General features: G+C 32.0%; 12 protein-coding genes. 7 read left to right on the top strand and 5 right to left on the bottom strand.

All coding sequences use genetic code 11. The features are described 5' to 3' along the window. Positions 1–125: 125 nt before the first annotated feature. The 6 genes from lpxA to EI427_RS14135 all read left to right on the top strand — a co-directional run bounded on the left by lpxA (position 126) and on the right by EI427_RS14135 (position 8125). Positions 126–920 carry an acyl-ACP--UDP-N-acetylglucosamine O-acyltransferase gene (gene lpxA / locus EI427_RS14160; RefSeq protein ID WP_126615741.1) on the top strand — a complete coding sequence of 265 codons (795 nt, stop codon included), beginning with the start codon at positions 126–128 and terminating at the stop codon, positions 918–920. 74 nt (positions 921–994) lie between these two features. Continuing rightward, positions 995–1606 carry an ABC transporter ATP-binding protein gene (locus tag EI427_RS14155; protein ID WP_126615739.1) on the top strand — a complete coding sequence of 204 codons (612 nt, stop codon included), beginning with the start codon at positions 995–997 and terminating at the stop codon, positions 1604–1606. An 81-nt stretch (positions 1607–1687) separates the two neighbouring features. Then, entirely contained in the window at positions 1688–2113 is a 426-nt protein-coding gene (locus EI427_RS14150; protein WP_126615737.1) for a hypothetical protein, read from the top strand. A 182-nt stretch (positions 2114–2295) separates the two neighbouring features. Further along, entirely contained in the window at positions 2296–3507 is a 1212-nt protein-coding gene (locus EI427_RS14145; RefSeq protein ID WP_126615735.1) for a dicarboxylate/amino acid:cation symporter, read from the top strand. A gap of 122 nt (positions 3508–3629) precedes the next feature. After that, positions 3630–5822, top strand: a complete 2193-nt coding sequence (locus tag EI427_RS14140) for a cation:dicarboxylate symporter family transporter (protein ID WP_126615733.1) — start codon at positions 3630–3632, stop codon at positions 5820–5822. A gap of 131 nt (positions 5823–5953) precedes the next feature. Continuing rightward, entirely contained in the window at positions 5954–8125 is a 2172-nt protein-coding gene (locus EI427_RS14135) for a L,D-transpeptidase (protein WP_126615731.1), read from the top strand. Positions 8126–8189: 64 nt separating this feature from the next. Here the strand turns inward: EI427_RS14135 and EI427_RS14130 are convergent, their stop codons facing one another. The 5 genes from EI427_RS14130 to EI427_RS14110 all read right to left on the bottom strand — a co-directional run bounded on the left by EI427_RS14130 (position 8190) and on the right by EI427_RS14110 (position 14489). Beyond that, positions 8190–8417 carry a hypothetical protein gene (locus EI427_RS14130; RefSeq protein WP_126615729.1) on the bottom strand — a complete coding sequence of 76 codons (228 nt, stop codon included), beginning with the start codon at positions 8415–8417 and terminating at the stop codon, positions 8190–8192. A gap of 145 nt (positions 8418–8562) precedes the next feature. Next, positions 8563–9498: a hypothetical protein gene (locus tag EI427_RS14125; RefSeq protein WP_126615727.1), complete on the bottom strand. Its 936-nt coding sequence runs from the start codon at positions 9496–9498 to the stop codon at positions 8563–8565. 83 nt (positions 9499–9581) lie between these two features. Then, on the bottom strand, positions 9582–10025 hold the full coding sequence (locus tag EI427_RS14120) for a hypothetical protein (RefSeq protein ID WP_126615725.1): 444 nt from the start codon (positions 10023–10025) through the stop codon (positions 9582–9584). A 103-nt stretch (positions 10026–10128) separates the two neighbouring features. Next, complete coding sequence (locus tag EI427_RS14115; RefSeq protein WP_126615723.1) at positions 10129–13659, bottom strand: SpoIIE family protein phosphatase; 3531 nt, start codon at positions 13657–13659, stop codon at positions 10129–10131. A gap of 263 nt (positions 13660–13922) precedes the next feature. Further along, positions 13923–14489, bottom strand: coding sequence for a DUF4230 domain-containing protein (locus EI427_RS14110; protein ID WP_170178473.1), 567 nt, complete (start codon positions 14487–14489; stop codon positions 13923–13925). 329 nt (positions 14490–14818) lie between these two features. Here EI427_RS14110 and EI427_RS14105 point away from each other — a divergent pair, with 329 nt between their 5' ends. Further along, positions 14819–17740, top strand: coding sequence for a DEAD/DEAH box helicase (locus tag EI427_RS14105; protein ID WP_126615719.1), 2922 nt, complete (start codon positions 14819–14821; stop codon positions 17738–17740). Positions 17741–18016 lie beyond the last annotated feature (276 nt).

Below are 18016 nucleotides of genomic sequence, written 5' to 3'. Positions count from 1 at the left end.
AGTTGATGAAGTTTATTTCATCAACTTATTCTTTTATTCAGTATATTCGTAGTTAAAATCAGAATTAGATTGTTTAATTTTTATTCTGGTGTACACTGATTGATATTATTATCACAATTCAAACGATGTCAAAAAACCCTTACACTGAAAAATATCCAATGACAAATATCCACCCGGATGCAAAAATTGCAGACACTGTGGTGGTTGAACCTTTTGCTACAATTCAAGGGGATGTAGAAATTGGAGAAGGAACTTGGATTGGGCCGAATGCAGTTATTATGGATGGTGCTCGTGTAGGGAAGAATGTAAAAGTTTTTCCTGGAGCAGTAATTTCAGGTATTCCCCAAGATTTGAAATTTCAAGGTGAGAATACACTTACCTTTATTGGTGATAATACAACGCTAAGAGAATGTGTTACTGTAAGTAGAGGTACTACAGATAAAATGAAAACAGTTGTAGGTAAGAACTGTATGCTTATGGCATATGTTCATATTGCTCATGATGTTATTATGGGAGATAACTGTATTTTATCAAATTCAACACAAATTGCTGGACACGTAGAAATTGCAGATCATGTAATTATTGCAGGAACAGCAGCAGTACATCAGTTTGTTAAAATTGGTGAGCATGCATTTATTGCAGGTGGCTCTTTAGTTCGTAAAGATGTTCCTCCTTATGTAAAGGCAGCAAGAGAGCCTTTAAGTTATTGTGGTATCAATTCTGTTGGGCTTCGTAGGAGAGGATTTGACAGTGATGCTTTACAAGAAGTACATGAAATGTACCGCTTAATTTATACAAGAGGTTTTACAATGGCAGAGGCAACTCGTCAGTTAGAAGAAGAATTAGAGCAAACAGATGAACGAGATGTTATTCTTCAATTCTTAAAGAATTCCGAAAGAGGCATTATTAAAGGATATTAATTTATTCTTTTTAAAATATATAATTTACCATCTTTTCTTTTTGTTAAAGGGAAGATGGTTTTTTGTTTTTTATCATGATAATAAAATTAGAAGAGCTAGGTAAGAAATATGCTAGAGAATGGATTTTTAAAGGAGTAAACCTCACTTTAGAGTCTGGAAAAGCATATGCTGTAATTGGTGGTAATGGAAGTGGTAAGTCTACATTCTTAAAATTACTGGCAGGGATTTCACACCCATCAAAAGGTACAATTACATATGTTGATAATAATGAGATTGAAGCAGATGATATTTGGAAGCATTTAGTAATGGCTGGCCCATATACTGAACTGATTGAAGAATTTACGCTTATTGAGCACCTAGAGTTTCATGCATCATTAAAAAAAATGACTAAACCTGTAGACGAAATTATTGAAATTTTAGGTTTAGAAAAATCAAAAAATAAGCAAATCCAAGACTTTTCGTCAGGAATGAAACAAAAGTTGAAATTATCATTAGCTTTTTTTACTGAGGCATCAATTTTGTTTTTAGATGAACCAACTTCTAACTTAGACCAGAGAAATATTGAGTGGTATCAGCATTGGTTACCTTTAGTGAGTGATAGCAAAATTGTTGTGATTTGCAGTAACCAAGTATATGAATATGAATATTGTAACGAAAGAATTTCTATAGAAAGTTATAAAAAATGATAAGTTATATTATATTTGCTAAGTCGGTCTCCTTATTTCAATTGTCTCTATTACATTCTAAAACTTAAAAATTCTATTGTAATGAAAAACATTTGGAAAAACGCAATCTTATTTATGTCGTTAATCGGCTTAATGTCTTTAGCTACTAGTTGTGGTAGTAGTGATGATCCTGATCCAGGAGTTACAACTGCAGTATATGCTGCTAATGTCGATTCAACTAATCCTGCTGAAGTAACAGCTGATTTTAAATTATCGATCAACCTTACTAGTGGTGCAGTAACTGTTACAGGTTATGATACCGCTTGGCCTATGCCAACAGGTTTCACGAATAAATCTTATTCGGCTGTTGAATTTTTAGCATTAGATTGGGACTCTGCTCCAATTATTACTGGAACAGGTAGTGCTATTTCTTTAGTTTATACAGCTACAGAAACAACTTTACCATCTTCAGCTGCTAGAACTTTCGAAACAGATACAAAATATACTTACGTATTTGACAAGCAATAAGTAAGTAGTTTAGATTGTAAAGATCTTTTGAAATACTAGACCCTATTACGTTAACGTGATGGGGTTTTTTTTACTTAAAATTAAAATGTTTAAAAGCAATAACAATCTAAATATTAAATGTTTAGGCTGTAACTATTAACTTTATCAATTGACAATATATTATTTAAACTATAACTAAAAGTATGAAATTCTTTAAGGTTGACTTAGGTATCGCTATCCTCATTGCAATGGTCCTAGGCATTATTCTTGGAATTATTTTCGGTGAAGATGTTACCATAATAGCTCCAATCGGAGATGTTTTTATAAAACTACTTTCTATGCTTGTAATACCATTGGTATTCTTCTCTATAATAATGGGAGCGCAAGCATTAGGGCAATCAAAGAATGCAAGTAAAATAGGTGGTATGACGTTCCTTTATTTTGGAGCAACATCATTTGTAGCAGTTTTTGTAGGAATAGTATTTACTGTGCTTTTTAAACCAGGTACAGGGTTAAATATTCAAGACCTTGCAGGTGGAATTACAGATGCTTCTTTAGCTTCTAGAGGAGAGATTGCAGGTTTCTGGGATACGGTAAAAGGGGCTATTCCTTCCAATCCTTTTAAAGCACTTTCTCAGGGTAGTGTATTACAGATCATATTATTTTCAATGTTTTTTGGTATTGGTATTGGTAAATTACCAGAAGAAAAACAAAAAGTAGTATCTACTTTTATAGATGGAATAAATGATGTACTTGTTTGGATGATTATTAAAGTAATGTGGCTTGCTCCATTTGGTGTAATGTGTTTAATGGCATCATCTGTAGGTACGTTTGGTTACGATATATTGTTTAGTATTGGTAAACTCTTTATTGTTTACATATTAGCATTGATAGTAGTTACATTTCCATTATTTGGTGGTATGGTTCAATTTTTTAGTAAAGTACCAGCTATTAAATTTTTTAAGGAAATGGTAACTCCACAAATATTTGCATTATCGACAGCGTCTTCATTGGCTACTTTGCCTTTAAATTATGAAGCAGTAGATAAAATGGGAGTTAAGAAAAGTGTAGCTTCTTTTGTATTGCCTTTAGGTGCTACAGTAAATATGGCTGGTAACGCAGTATTTAATCCATTAGTAACCATCTTTTTTGCTCAGATGTATGGTATTGAATTGGGGATGTCACAATATATTGCTATCGCGATAACATCGGTACTTGGAGCTGTAGGGACAGCAGGTGTTCCAGGCCCTTCTTTATTGGCTGTTGCAGTATTTATGGTTGCAGGTGTTCCTGTAGAAGCTTTACCGTTAATCTTTGGAGTAGACAGAATTTTTGATATGCTACGTACAGCAGTTAATATTACAGGAGATGCTTCTTGCGCTGTTGTTATGGAAAGATTTGAAGAAGAAGATTAAGTTCTTTTTATATTATATTTAAATAAAAGGTTACTCTTATAGCAATAGGGGTAACCTTTATTTATATTTGAATAGGTACATTATTAAATTATGTACAGATATTAAAATTCGCTCAATTTTTTATGACAAATCAGACATCAACTACAAAGGAGAAGAAGCCAATGACTCTTTCAACAAAGATTTTAATTGGCCTATTTTCTGGAATAGCATTAGGATTATTTTTAGGTGAGTATGCAGGGCATTTAGAAATTGTTGGAGATGCATTTATTGGTTTATTACAGATGACTGTATTACCCTATATTGTGTTTTCGTTAATTGTAAATATTGGCCGTTTATCACTTGAGGAAGGACGTAAGTTAATAACTCAAGGTATAAAGTTTCTATCATTATTATTAGCAATAGGTATAGCTGTTGTTATGATATTACCGTTTGCTTTTCCAGAATGGAAATCTGCTAATTTCTTTAGTACTAGTTTTGTGACACCTCCTCCAGAAGTCGATTTTTTAAAATTATATATTCCTTCTAATCCATTCTTTTCTTTAGCAGAAAGTAAAGTACCCGCGGTTGTATTATTCAGTATTCTAGTAGGTATTGGAGTAATGCAGATAAATGGAAAGGACAAAGAGATTTTACTAAATAGTTTGGATGCTTTTAATAAAGCATTAAATCAAGTGAATAAACTTGTTGTCAAGCTAACTCCTGCAGGTGTTTTTGCTATTGCTGCTAGTACAGCAGGAACCATGACTTTAGATGAGTTAGGGAAAATGCAAGCCTATCTGCTTACTTATTTAGTGGCTGTTTTAATACTTACTTTTTGGGTGTTACCAATGTTAATTACAGCATGTACTCCTTTTAAATACAAAGATGTTTTTAAGTTTACAAAGGCTACATTGATAACAATTTTTGCAACAGGTAAAATTATAGTTGTATTACCTCAGTTAATTGAAGATCTAAAGTCTTTGTATGCGGAGTACAATCTAGATACTGATGAAAATAAAGCAGGAACAGATATTTTAATGCCATTAGCTTATCCTTTTCCAAATTTAGGAACACTAGCTATTTTTGTTTTTGTTCCTTTTGCAGCTTGGTTTGTAGGTAACCCTATTACAATATCAAATACACCAATGTTTATTGGAGCAACATTACTAAGTAGTTTTGTGGCGCCTGTAACAGGAATACCGTTTATGTTGGATCTCTTAGAGATTCCAAAAGATATGTTTCAACTATTTGTGGTATCTACAGTTTTTACAGATAGAGTAAGGGTTGTACTTGGGGCAATGCACCTCATCACCTTAACAATACTTACATTAAGTTCTACAAATGGCTTTTTTAAATTAAGAAAAAGAAAGATTACCATGGGGGTAGCTGTTACGGTTATACTGTTTATTGTAACATTAGTTCCACTTCGTTTATTTTTATCTTATTCTTTAAAAGATGTCTATCAAAATGATAAAGTGATTGCAAATATGCAGCTTATCCATAAGCTTGTTCCCTTTAAGGTTTTACCTTCTGCATCGCCTAATCCAACTAAATTATTAAAATATGAAAGTATTTTAGAGAGAATAAAACGAAGAGGTATTGTAAGAGTTGGTTTTTATGAAGATGAAATACCATTTAGTTACTTTAATGCTAGAGGAGAATTAGTTGGTTTTGGAATTGATATGGCGCATGAGTTAGGCTCTGCTTTAGATGTTGAGATTGAGTTTGTTCCTATAACAGTAGGACATATGCCAGAGGAATTGAAAAATGATAATTTTGATATTGTAATGTCTGATATTTTTATGTCGAGTCAATATTCTGCTGAATTATCATTTTCTAAACCTTATTTAGATGTAACTATGGCTTTAGTTGTTAGGGATCAAGCAGATCAGTATAAAACATTTGATAAAGCTTCTGAAGTAAGTTCATTTACAATTGGGTACTTTGAAAGGAAAGATGTAGCACAAAAGTTTTTAAATTATTTCCCTCAGGCAAAGGCTGTTCGATTAGATTCCGTAAATCAGTTTTTTAATCAAACAGATAGCTTGAAACTAGATGGTCTTCTTACAAGTGCAGAGAGGGGTGCAGCATTAACGCTACTTCATCCAGAATATCAGATAGCAAATCCATTACCATATAAAATTACACTTCCATTGGCGTATCCCGTAGGGAACAAAGATGAGAATATGGCTAATTTTGTTACTAACTGGATTGAGGTCAATAAAAAAGATGGAACTATAACTCGTTTTTATGATTATTGGATTTTAGGCAATGATCACCTTAGAAAAGAAGAACATTGGAGTGTAATCAAAGATGTATTACACTGGGTAGATTAACTATTAGTCTAGATATAAGGTAAAACTTACATCTAGACTTTTTTTTTATTCACTGATTTTTCGTTTTTTACATTAAGAAACTAAATTCTGACAACTAACTATCAATATCAACACTCTAAACCAATCTGATTATGAATTGCTACAAAAGGTATATATATATACTTTCAGTTTTTATAATAGTATGTTCTTGTACTCAGCCTACTCAGAATACAAGTATATCATCTGTAGATTTATTTACTACAGACGATTTTAATTGGAAAGAATTAACAGGTAAAGCTGTATATGTAACTTCTAGAGGTGGTGCATCTACAAAAATACAAGAAGAGGTTTTCCAGTCTGTAGCAATGCAAGAGTTAGAAGAAGCTAAAGTATTGATGCCCGAAAGTTTAAAAGAACTTACAGATAGGTTTATCAATTCTTTATATGAAAAATATCCCGAAATGACGGAGCATCAAAAGATGATGTTAAAAGAAAATGCAAAATGTGGGATGAATGTTTTATCAAAAAAGAATGATCCTAAAAGATATTCATTGATACATAATAAGCTGACAAAAGCATTTACCTACTTAAGAAAAAATAAAGAAATTCAATCTGGATATGCATTTGTTGGGAATTTAGCACATAGAAATGTAGGAGGACAAAAAGGGTATATTATTAATATGGCCACTGGTGATTTAATTGAGATTGATATTTCTTCTGCATGGAAAGGAATTGGTTTTGAAGACGATTCTGGTAAAACTCCGATCGGTTACTTTTTAGTATATAAAAAATATACACAACCCGGATGGCAATCTCGTACAAAAATAGCAACACCTAAAAAAATGTTTTATAAGTTACATAGACAGACTTATGATGGTGAAGCAAAATATATTTATAGAAAGAGTACTAAAGAGGAGAAAGCTTATATATGTACTAACCAGTTTGGTTTAATAGGACAAAACTTTGGCGCTGAGTTCGTTGATGTTGCTGCTACAAAGTATTTAAGGAAATCTGCAGACGATCTTTCTTATATTGATAATAGTAATTCTGGTACACGTCAATTATACATTCATGGTACAAATAGAGAAGATCAGTTAGGTTTTGCTTTATCTGGAGGATGTGTTAGAGTATCTAATATTAACTCTTACATTATCAAAGAAATAGTTATGAAGCAGGAAACTATGCCTGTTTTTCTTGATGCGGTAGCTCTTCATGCTCCTAAGCCAGTTAAAGTACCAGGTTTTGATGATACAGACTTAGAATCAATTTATAACGAGCAATCTATTGTTATTCGTAGACAAAACATGTTAGATTCGGTTTCTTTAGCAAAACATCTACAAGGAACTGTAATACCTAAATTAGCAAATTCTATTGCTTATAGAATGTCTAAAGTAGAAAATCAACAAGCTAATGTAACTATAAGTGTTTCTGTTCCTTTCCCAGAATCAGCAATGAAATATTGGATGACGTTTATCCACTCTGGGGGGATTAATAATGTCAATTTCCAACAGCGTTTTGGTTTTAAAGGGGAATATTTTAAAAATGAAATGCGTCATAACCAAAATCCTTTTTACAAAGCCTATTATTCTGCTGATATCAATTCTTACTTTAAAAATAGAATTACAGAGGCAAGAATAGCATTGAACATCAATCTTACAGAAGCATTACAAAAACACGAAATTGATAAAGAACTCATTCAAAGCATCAATATTCAAGAGCAAACAATGGTCAATGAGTATTTTAATAAAGAGTTAGAAGTTGTTGACCCTTTGGAATACTTTGCTATTTCTGAAGAAAGAAAAAGAGTTCTTCATTATATGGGCATGATAGATACTTTAGCTGTAGAATTCCCTGAAAAATTTGAAGAATGGGAACATTTAAGCTGGATAAATAGCTATTTGTCATTAAGAGAAAGTGGTCCAGATTCTCAACCAAAAGGAGATCTAGATTATTATGATGCTTTACTTATGCAATCTTATATTTATGCACTTGGAGAGCAAGAACTTTATGAAAGGGAAGTAAAATCGGGTAGATTATTACCAATCAAAGGACAAGAATTCCAGAATAAACTTTTAAATCAATATGGCATAGATGGGGCTTTAACCTTACTAGATGAGGCAGGGATGTGGAGGCTTTTCCAATACTCTCATAGCTCAGAGAACAAGACATTAATTAAAATGGTATCTGTGGCTTATCCAAAGCAGGAAATGCTAAAAGGGATGCAATTACTTGCAGAGTCTTATTTTAGTAAATACAAATGGATATCAAACCAATATGTAATAACGTCTGAGGTAAATGGAGAAGCTATTACTTTAGCTGATTAGACCGAAAAATATTTTAATAAAAAGAAATCCCATCAATCTTTAAAATTGATGGGATTATTAATGTTTAAGCGATTACTCCTTTCATTTCGATATAATAATCAATTACACCTTCTTGAGTAAGTAATTCTTGTTTAAAATTTTCGTCTTCGGATAAATCAATTGATGAAGATTCAAAGTATGTTTCTGAAGTGTTGTCTTCATAATACAATGTAACTTTGAAACTTAATTCATGGTTGTCAGTGTCTTCAAACCCACCTTCCCACAAGTACTGCTGTTGGTTTGCTATGCTCATGATATGACCGTTTAATTATACAATATAATTTACGATAATTTTATATAATAACCACTCGAAATAGTAGATTAATTATTAGTAATTAACGGAATTAATTCACTTGCAATAACTAGTTCATATAGGTGTTATAAAATGAATAAATTGTTTAAAACTTCCATCCACCATATAAAGACAGTACAAAAGATCTTGTTAACCCATCTGGGCGAGCAGATCTAGCAATTATAGGAAAACCCAAGTCTGAACCAAGAGAATAACGTCCCCAAGATTTAGACACTCCACCTGTAATATTTAATGTAAGACCACTCGATCCTTCAATATTTTTTCGTTGGTTATCCGTAGGGTCTAAATAAGAATCTTCTCCAATATGTATAATTCCTAAAAGACCTGCTTTCCAATTAATTTTTTCAGCATTTTTTCCATATTCAGCACGAATGGCAACATCAGGTTGACGTTCAAATTCGTTTGTAGACCAATATTCATTATCAGGGTCATTTCCTGTTTCAATATAAGTGTTGCTATTTTGTGTAAGTGGTTGTTGGTAACCAACAGAAAATAATAACTTATCAACATTTACAGCAATTCCAGCAAGTAAATCGTAAGTACCTAAACTGGTTTGATAAACCATTGGTAATGCTTGTCCGTCTTGCATTAAGTTACCGTCATTGGAAGGTATTTTTGTACCTGCAAATACAGTAGTTGTAACTTTATCATTTGTAAAAACTGGTGCGGAAAGAGAAAGTGTTAAATCGCCTAAACCATTTGCACTTCCTAAATTACCCGTAGTAAATGTATAAGGAAGTTGAAATTGGAAATAGACAACATCAGCAATGCTGTAATCACCTTCAATTTGTAGATTAATAACGCTAACAGCTTTTTCTCCTAAACCATAAGAAGGTTTAAACCTTAATTCTCCATTGGTTGGAACGTCGTCAAAAAGGTCTGTATGTTTCATAGGACCAATACTACAAACACCAGCGTCAGAACACCCTTGTGCAAATGTATCTAACGAGAAACTAATTGTAGAAATGATGAATACAAATAGATATAAAATATTTTTAGGTTTTTGATAATAGATTTTCATAGTGGTAGTTTATGAGATGTAAATGTTTTTTTGAATACACTACAAATAATAGACCAAAACTTGTTTAAACAATCTTTGTGAATTTATTGACTAGAGATGATTTTCTCAAAAAATGAAGATGCTTCATAATTTTCATCTTTTGTGAAAGAGAGTAATTTTTCAGAACTGTTATAATTAATCTTAAGAAGAATGTCTTTTTCTCGCTTAGATGTAGATAATATTATTCTTCCTCGATAATCTGAATACGTATTGTTTTTACTACCAATTAGTTCTGTATAGGGTAAATTTAAATAAGTACATTCGTAAGCAATAATTTTTTCTTCTTCAAAAAAGAAATGCCAATCTTCTAGAGAACTTATAGGGGATACTTTTACAATTTTCCTTTCGGCAATATCTTGCTTGTCTAATAGGCCATCATCACCTACTTTATATATTGTATATACAGACACATTACTTTGCTGACCTATACATAAAGTATAGCATCCCATAGTGAGAAGTAACAGTAGTAGTAATGTAAATTTGTGCATTTGAATGATTGACTATATCTACTACAAAAATAATGAACTTTATTAAGTAATTTCGGTAATAGGAAATAAAAAAGGGAAAGACCTGTAGATCTTTCCCTTGTTCTTAAAATATAGTATGTCTTTGCTCACTCGCTTCGTCTAAAAGTAGAAGTTGTTTTTCTTCTTCTTCATTGATAATAACGTGAGGCCTTATTCCTATAATCAGCATATCATCAATTTGTCGTTGGTTACCTTGGCTCATCCATTGGTCCATAAACTGACTTAGCGCTTTTCTTTGCAGATCTAAGTCCTTGTTATGAATATTGAATAGAAGCTCTTTAAACGGTCTTTGCATTAGCTTTCTACCGTCAGGACCACCAAATTGATCTTGATAACCATCAGAACAGATATACATTACATGAATATCTTCTAATGGTAATGAGTGCGACTCGAATATCTTCTTTTGAGATTTCTTACCACCAATACCAGATTTACCACCTCTTAAGCGTTGTAATTCGTCTGGGTTAGAGTTAGAAATATAGTATAAAGGTCTACCTGCTCCAGCAAAAGTTAATGTTTTACGTTTAGGTGATACCACACAAATAGCGATATCCATACCGTCACGACTATCTTCATTTTCTTGCTGATTTAAGGCCTGACGAATCATATCATTCATCAACTTTAAAATACGACCTGGATCAAGAATACCTCTTTCATAAACAATTTGATTTAGAAGGTCATTACCAATAAGTGACATGAAGGCACCCGGTACACCATGACCCGTACAATCGGCAGCTACAATAATGTAGTTTTCATTTTTCTCACCAAACCAATGGAAATCACCAGATACAATATCTCTTGGCTTTAGATATACAAAACCATCCCAGTGTTGTCCAATACCTTGCATTTTCTCTTCCATATCCTGCGGTTTACCAAATACGGCAGTTTGCATTCTACGGGCATAGTTTACTGAGCTTTTTACTTTTTCATTATGTTGAGAAAGTAAAAGGGCTTGTTCTTTTACAAGTTCATTCTGACGGAGGATTTGCTCTCTATGACTTTTCATTTCGTGGTGTTGTTCACGAATTGTTCTAGAGGTTTCTTCTAGCTCGCTGTTTTTATCAAGAAGTTTAGAAGCTGCTTTTTCAGCATCTTTCTTTGCTCTTTCTAGTTCTTTAGTATTATGATTTAGAATAGCTTCAGATCTTTTCAATCTATTAAAGGCTTTTTCTAATTCATTATTCTTATCGGTTAATTCCGAAGATTGTTTTTCTACTTCTTTTGTTCTAATATTTACTTGTTCCTCTAGTTTATTTTGTTCTCTTCTACTTCTGTACATGTTAAATTGAACAATAATAATGGCAATAGTAACTGTACCAACAATGTACAGAACATAACTCCACCATTGTTTGTAGAAAGGAGTATAAACCGAGAATCTGTAAGAAAGTGGTCTACTCCACGAGAAGTTACCTGTTTTTCGTCCTCTAACTTCTAATGTATATGCAGAACCTGCTTCTAATTGATCTATAAGTAAACCTTCTTTTTCTTTTTCAAAGTTCATCCATTCATCTAATCCAGGGTATCCTAGAATACGCTTTTGGAAAGCGACATTTTCTGTAGGGTAAACAGGAATATGAAAATCAACTCTTAAATAACTATCAGAAGGGATATCAGCTTTAGCTTGTAATGAAAGTTTATCACCACCAACGTTTATAGTTTCAATAAAAGGTTTAGGAGTTTCTATTAGTATTTGTAAGTTGGCTGCAAAACCAATACCTCTTGATGTTGATATAAATAACCTACCAAACTCATCAATATGAAGTCCTCTTATATTTAGGTCAGCATCTGGCAATCCATCTTTTTTGGTATAAAGTAAATATTCATCGTGTTCGAAGTTATATCTAAGTAAACCAGATGTAGACGAAATCCATAATTGCTTCTCATTTGGATCAAGTGCTAAGGCATTATTTGTAATAGAAGTGAAATCACCTAAGTTCAAACGCTTCATTTTTTCATCAGAAAGTAATATTGTACCATAAGAAGTACCTAAGACAACATCATTATTTTTAAGAATAGCGATATCATTAGTTTGAATATTTCCTTCGAAATCAAAATTTAGATCTTCAGATAAGTTATCAAAAGCATTAATAACATCATTGTATTTAAATATTAACCCTTCTTTATTAGTACCACCTACATAGATATCTCCATCTTTTGTCGTTTTAATAACAATGGCTCTACTTGTAATACCTTGCTCTACACTATATATTTTTGGTTTATTATCCTTACCAATTTTAATAGCTCCTTGAATACCATCCTGACAAATCCAGAGGTTACCATCCTTATCTTGTTCTAAAATAAAAATAGCACCACCAATATGCGATAAATCAATTTTTCTAATTGGTTGTGCATTTCTCCATAGTTGCAGAACCCCTTCAGCATCAGAAGTCCAAACACCTTGGTCTGTTGGTAAGATTCTTAAGAATGAGTTTCCTGTAGAACCAATTTTCTCTTTATCCTTTAAATTAAACTGATCAAGAGAGTTTAAACCACCAAAATATAAGTTGTCACCATCGGTAAAATAGAGATCGTCTCCATTACCGTTGACGTGCTGAATATATGAGCTCGTTATACTTGTTGCAAATGAACTAAATGGAAGCTTTTGAAATAGTGATATACCTTTATCTCTAGCAACCCATAAGTCTAGATCATCATAGAGCATTGAGCTACCATTATAAACACCAATTTCTGGAGCTCTATGTATAGAAAAACCTTTATATGTTGATTCTAAACGATACATACCAGAAACCCATCCAGTGACAAAGTAAGAATCTGTGCCTATTTCTTGGATAAATGAAGCATCGAATTTTCTGCCAATTTGCTTTCTTGTTACTTTATTACCGTTAATAGTTACATAAGAAACTCCTTTTTTGGAGTCAGCAACTAAGAACGAAGACTTATTGTACCAAACGGCATGTTGTATTTCTGATAAACCGAATTTTTTAGAAACTAACTCAAAAGAATTTAAAGCTTCTGCATATCGATATACAGCTCCTGAGTGATGGAATGCATAAATTACTCCATCAGCATCTTCTACCATTGTAAATGATCTACTTTGGCTTTCTGCATTAAGCGTGAAATCATTAAAAATAGTTTCGAATTTACCATTTTTCTGGAGTTGAAAAATTTGGTAATTATCTGCAGCCCAAAGTCTACTTTTACGGTCTTCAAAAAGTAATTTACCGTAATTAAGTTTTCCTACAGTATTTTCAGTAGCACTCGATTTCAGTATCGTCTTAAACGAAACTTGATCTGGCTTACTAAAAATTCTCACAATTTCTTTATCAGTGATAGCATATAGAGAACCGTCCTTTCTTCTAAGGAGTTGCTTTATATAATTACTAGTTATTTTTTTATCTGTGTAGTCAATAAAATTACTTCCATTGTAACGGATAAGTCCGTCGTCACTACCGAGCCATAAATATCCAATAGAATCTTTGGCAATACTTTTTACATATCCAGCTTTAAGTCCGTTATCTTTAGAATAATGGGTACCTAAAATACTTTGTGAATAACTCTGCGAGCCAAGAAGTAGAAATAGAGATGTAATTAATAATCTAGTATAAAAAAAATTAGCTTGTACGTTCTTTATCATAACATGCAGTAAATAATACCTTTACCTTAGTAAGAGTCTTAGAATAGTAATTAAAAAATAAGACCATGTAATTAGTTGTATATTACTGTTTTTTATTAAAATAATCAAACTATTAACACATTACTTAAGGCAAATTGTAGTAAAATACAATTATCAAAATGCCTTAGTCTACTAATAATACAATTACGAATTTATAAGTAGTTAATGTTATTTGACTAACAATAAAATACAGAAACTAGAAGTCTTCAAATGTTATAACGCTGTTATTGTCTAATATAGTGTAAGTTGACACTATCTTTAAAGTTAATTTTTACATGGCGGTTGCCACTTATCTTAGAAAGGATTGGAGCAAGGTATAACCTAGCATTCTCTTTAGCTTTGGCTTCTAGTTGCATTTCTTTACCTGTTTGGCGGAGTTTTCTTTCTGCTTCTATGTAAAGTTTATTCATTGCTTCAGGACTGGCATAGTCAGAAGAATATATTTTTACTTCTTTAGGGTTTACACGTCCATCAATATGTAGATTGGGTAGGTCTATTATTACTGTGGAGTCTGCTATGCGAATATCACTTTGTTTTATTTCATTTAGATTGATGTAAGCAACTATTTCTCCACCAATTACAGCAAGAATTTTAGATTTAAAGTATTCACTAGCAATAGGAATATCTTCTAAATATTCATTTTCTTCAGAATATTCAGCAACATCTCTTACACGAGCTTTATATAATTCTAAGCGACCAAGCCCTTCTAATTCTTCAACAATTAACTGTTGATCATTAGTAGAGTCACTATAATTTTCTTCAAACAGATCCCACATTATATACGAAGCCATAAGTATAGCTAAGAATGTTAGAATTGACGTATGCAGTTTCGAGGACATATTGTTTCCTTTAGCGAGTTAGTATTACTTGTCAAAAATAGGTTTGATAATCCGAATTCACCAATAACCAATTGATTGACTTACAATTATTTGAATAATTTGTTTTAGTTAACTAAGAACACAATGATTTTTAAGTCAAATTAACAAAAATGCTAAAACTTTTAATTTCCTCACTTATTTCAAACCTTTTTAAAAGATCAATTTGTAGGTATGTAGAAATATGCTACTTTTGATAATTTCATATTAACCAAATTGTAGGTTTAAAAAGTAAAAGTGATCCGATGAAAGTATCAACTTCTGAACCATTTAAGTTAGTCTATTCTCTATTTGAGCATCAATATCTCGGGTATTTATTCGAGTCTTTTGTGGTACAATTAAATAGTGAAAATAAGCTTACACTTTTACATCAGAATATTTCGTCTAGAAATGCTCATGAGTTTAGCAGTAAGCTAGATGATATTGATTATGAGTTAATTCATTTAATGGATGATATTCAGCCGGAGTCTATTGCTCATAGATTTGGAAATAAGAAACGTCAGAAACCTAACATGTTCTTTCTTACTGTTTTTGATGAAAAGAAAGGTGATAAATTATTGCAAGAACGAATTCTTGAATTTGTAGAAGAACACCGTGTTAAAATGCTGAATAAGCTACAAAGTAAAATGGTTTTTGAGATGGGTAAAGATGGTAACCCTACCTATAAAACTATACGGGTTCAGAAAAATAAAGCGGATATTGTCTTTAGGTTTTGGAGAAATGAAGACCATACTAACTACCGTCCTTTTATGTATTATGATAATGAGAAGGTAGAGTTTCAATATAAAAATGCAGTAGTCCTTTCTAATAAGCCTGCGTGGTTATTATTAGAAGGTAAATTATATACTTTTAATGGAGAGGTTGATGGTAAAAAAATAAAACCATTCCTGTTTAAAAATTTCATTGCCGTTCCTAAAAAAATGGAGGCAAGTTATTATGAGAAATTCATCTCTCATTTAATAGAAGATTATCAAGTTAAAGCATCTGGATTTGATATAATTACTAAAGAAGATAAACCGTCAGCGTCAATTTTACTAAAAGAAATTAAAGGGCAAGAAGGATTGTTTGATAAAGATGATGCACCTGTTTTTGCAAGTGAAGTAGAGTTAAGATTAATGTATCACTATAATGGTGATACTGTAGATGCTTCTACTATCGGAAAAAGAAGCCAGGTGACACTAGAACATATTGAAGAAAACGATGATTTCATTTTTACTAAAACAAGAAGAGATCAAAGATTCGAAAAAGATATCCGTAATCATGTCATTGATTTAGATTTAGATATTGCAAAAAAAGGATTTGTGGTTTTACCTAAAAACGATGCGTTTTCTTGGATATCAACAAATTCTGATAAATTAAATGCGTTAAATATTGAGATCACTCAAGGAGAAGATTTAGATAAAATCTATTTTATTGGGCAATCTACAATCAACTTAGAAGTTTCTGAAGATAGAGATTGGTTTGATATAAAAACTAAAGTAGTTTTTGGAGAGTTTGAAATTCCATTCATCAAAATCAGAAAATTAATAGTTTCAGGGAGGCATGAATTTGAGCTACCAAACGGAGAAATTGCTGTAATACCTAATGTATGGTTTACACAATACCAAGAGTTGTTTTATTTCTTAGATAATGATAGCGAGACACCTCGTTTACATAAACATCATTTAGCTTTAGTTCAAGAATTACAAGAAGGTTCTTTAGCAAAAGTAAGTTTAAATAAGAAGCTAGAACGTTTAAATGATTTTGAAACTATTGAAGATTATGAACTTCCAAAGTCATTTAAAGGGAAATTAAGACCTTATCAGAAGGCAGGGTACAACTGGATGCGTTTCTTATCAGAATATAATTTTGGTGGGTGTTTAGCTGATGATATGGGACTTGGTAAAACAGTACAAACATTAGCAATTTTAGAAAATGAGCGTGTTTCAGAAAATGGAACTTCTCTTTTAATTATGCCAACATCATTGGTATACAATTGGGAGATGGAAGCGAAGAAGTTTACGCCTAAAATTAAGATTCTTAATTATACAGGAACAAACCGTTCTAAAAATCCCGAAAATTTTGGTTGGTACGATATAGTAATTACCTCTTACGGAACAGCTAGAATAGATGCAGAGATATTATCTAGCTATTATTTTAATTACATAGTACTTGATGAAGCTCAAACTATAAAGAACCCAAATTCTAATATTACAAAGGCTGTAAATAAGCTAAAAAGTAGAAAAAGATTACTATTGTCAGGTACTCCAATTGAGAATACTACAATGGATTTATGGTCGCAGATGAATTTTGCAAATGAAGGTCTTTTAGGTGGACAAAACTTCTTTAAAAAGGAATTTCTAACACCAATTGAGCGTAAAAAAGATGAAGCGAAATATGCTAAACTTTATCGTTTGATTAAGCCTTTCATTATGCGTAGGCATAAATCTCAGGTAGCATCAGAATTACCTGAAAAAATTGAGAAGGTGATGTACGTTGATATGACTCCTGAACAGAAAGTGAAGTATGAAGAAGTAAAATCGTCTTATAGAAACGAGATTTTAGAACATATAGAAACTACAGGTGTAAAAGGATCTCAATTTATGCTCCTTAAAGGGCTTACAGAACTACGTCAGCTTGCAAACCACCCTAGGTTAACAGAAGAAAGCTACAAACATTCTGCAGGTAAATTTGAAGAGGTAATCAGAACTTTAGAGAATGCAACACAGGAAGGACACAAAATTTTAGTGTTTAGCCAGTTTGTAAAGCACCTTACTATTTTTAGAAAAGAGCTTGATAGTAAGAAAATAAAATATTCTTATTTAGATGGAGGGACAAAAGATAGAAAAGCAGAAGTAGACAAATTTCAGAACGATAAAGATGTTCAAGTTTTCCTTATTTCATTAAAAGCTGGAGGCTTAGGTTTAAACCTTACTGCAGCAGATTATGTGTTTATCCTAGATCCGTGGTGGAACCCTGCTATAGAAGCACAGGCAATAGATAGAGCACATAGAATTGGACAGGAGAATAAAGTACTTGTATATAAATTTATAACAAGAGGAACGGTAGAAGAGAAAATATTGGCTTTGCAGCAGAGTAAGAAAGAGCTTGCTGATAATTTAATTACCACAGAAGAGAGTTTTATGAAGAAATTAACGCAAGATGATATTAGTACTTTACTAACCTAAAATAATTTTTAAATTTAAAAGGTTGATACTATTGCATTTAGTGCTATTTGTAGATGTTTTATCTACTTTTTATGAAAATAATATTGTGAAATTAAAAAATGTACTTACCTTTGCATCGCAAGTCAGATCGATTTGCTCCTTCGAATCCCCCAGGTACGGAAGTAAGCAAGGGTAAGTAGTTGAGCGATGCGTTTCTGGCTTGTTTTTTTATGTCAAAAAATTGATAAAAAGGTCATCAAATAATTAAATTTGATGACCTTTTATGCGTTTAACAGG

Source organism: Flammeovirga pectinis (assembly GCF_003970675.1).
Lineage (GTDB): Bacteria > Bacteroidota > Bacteroidia > Cytophagales > Flammeovirgaceae > Flammeovirga > Flammeovirga pectinis.
Note: the sequence above shows the minus strand (reverse complement) of the source record. Positions and strands in the feature narration are given on the sequence as shown.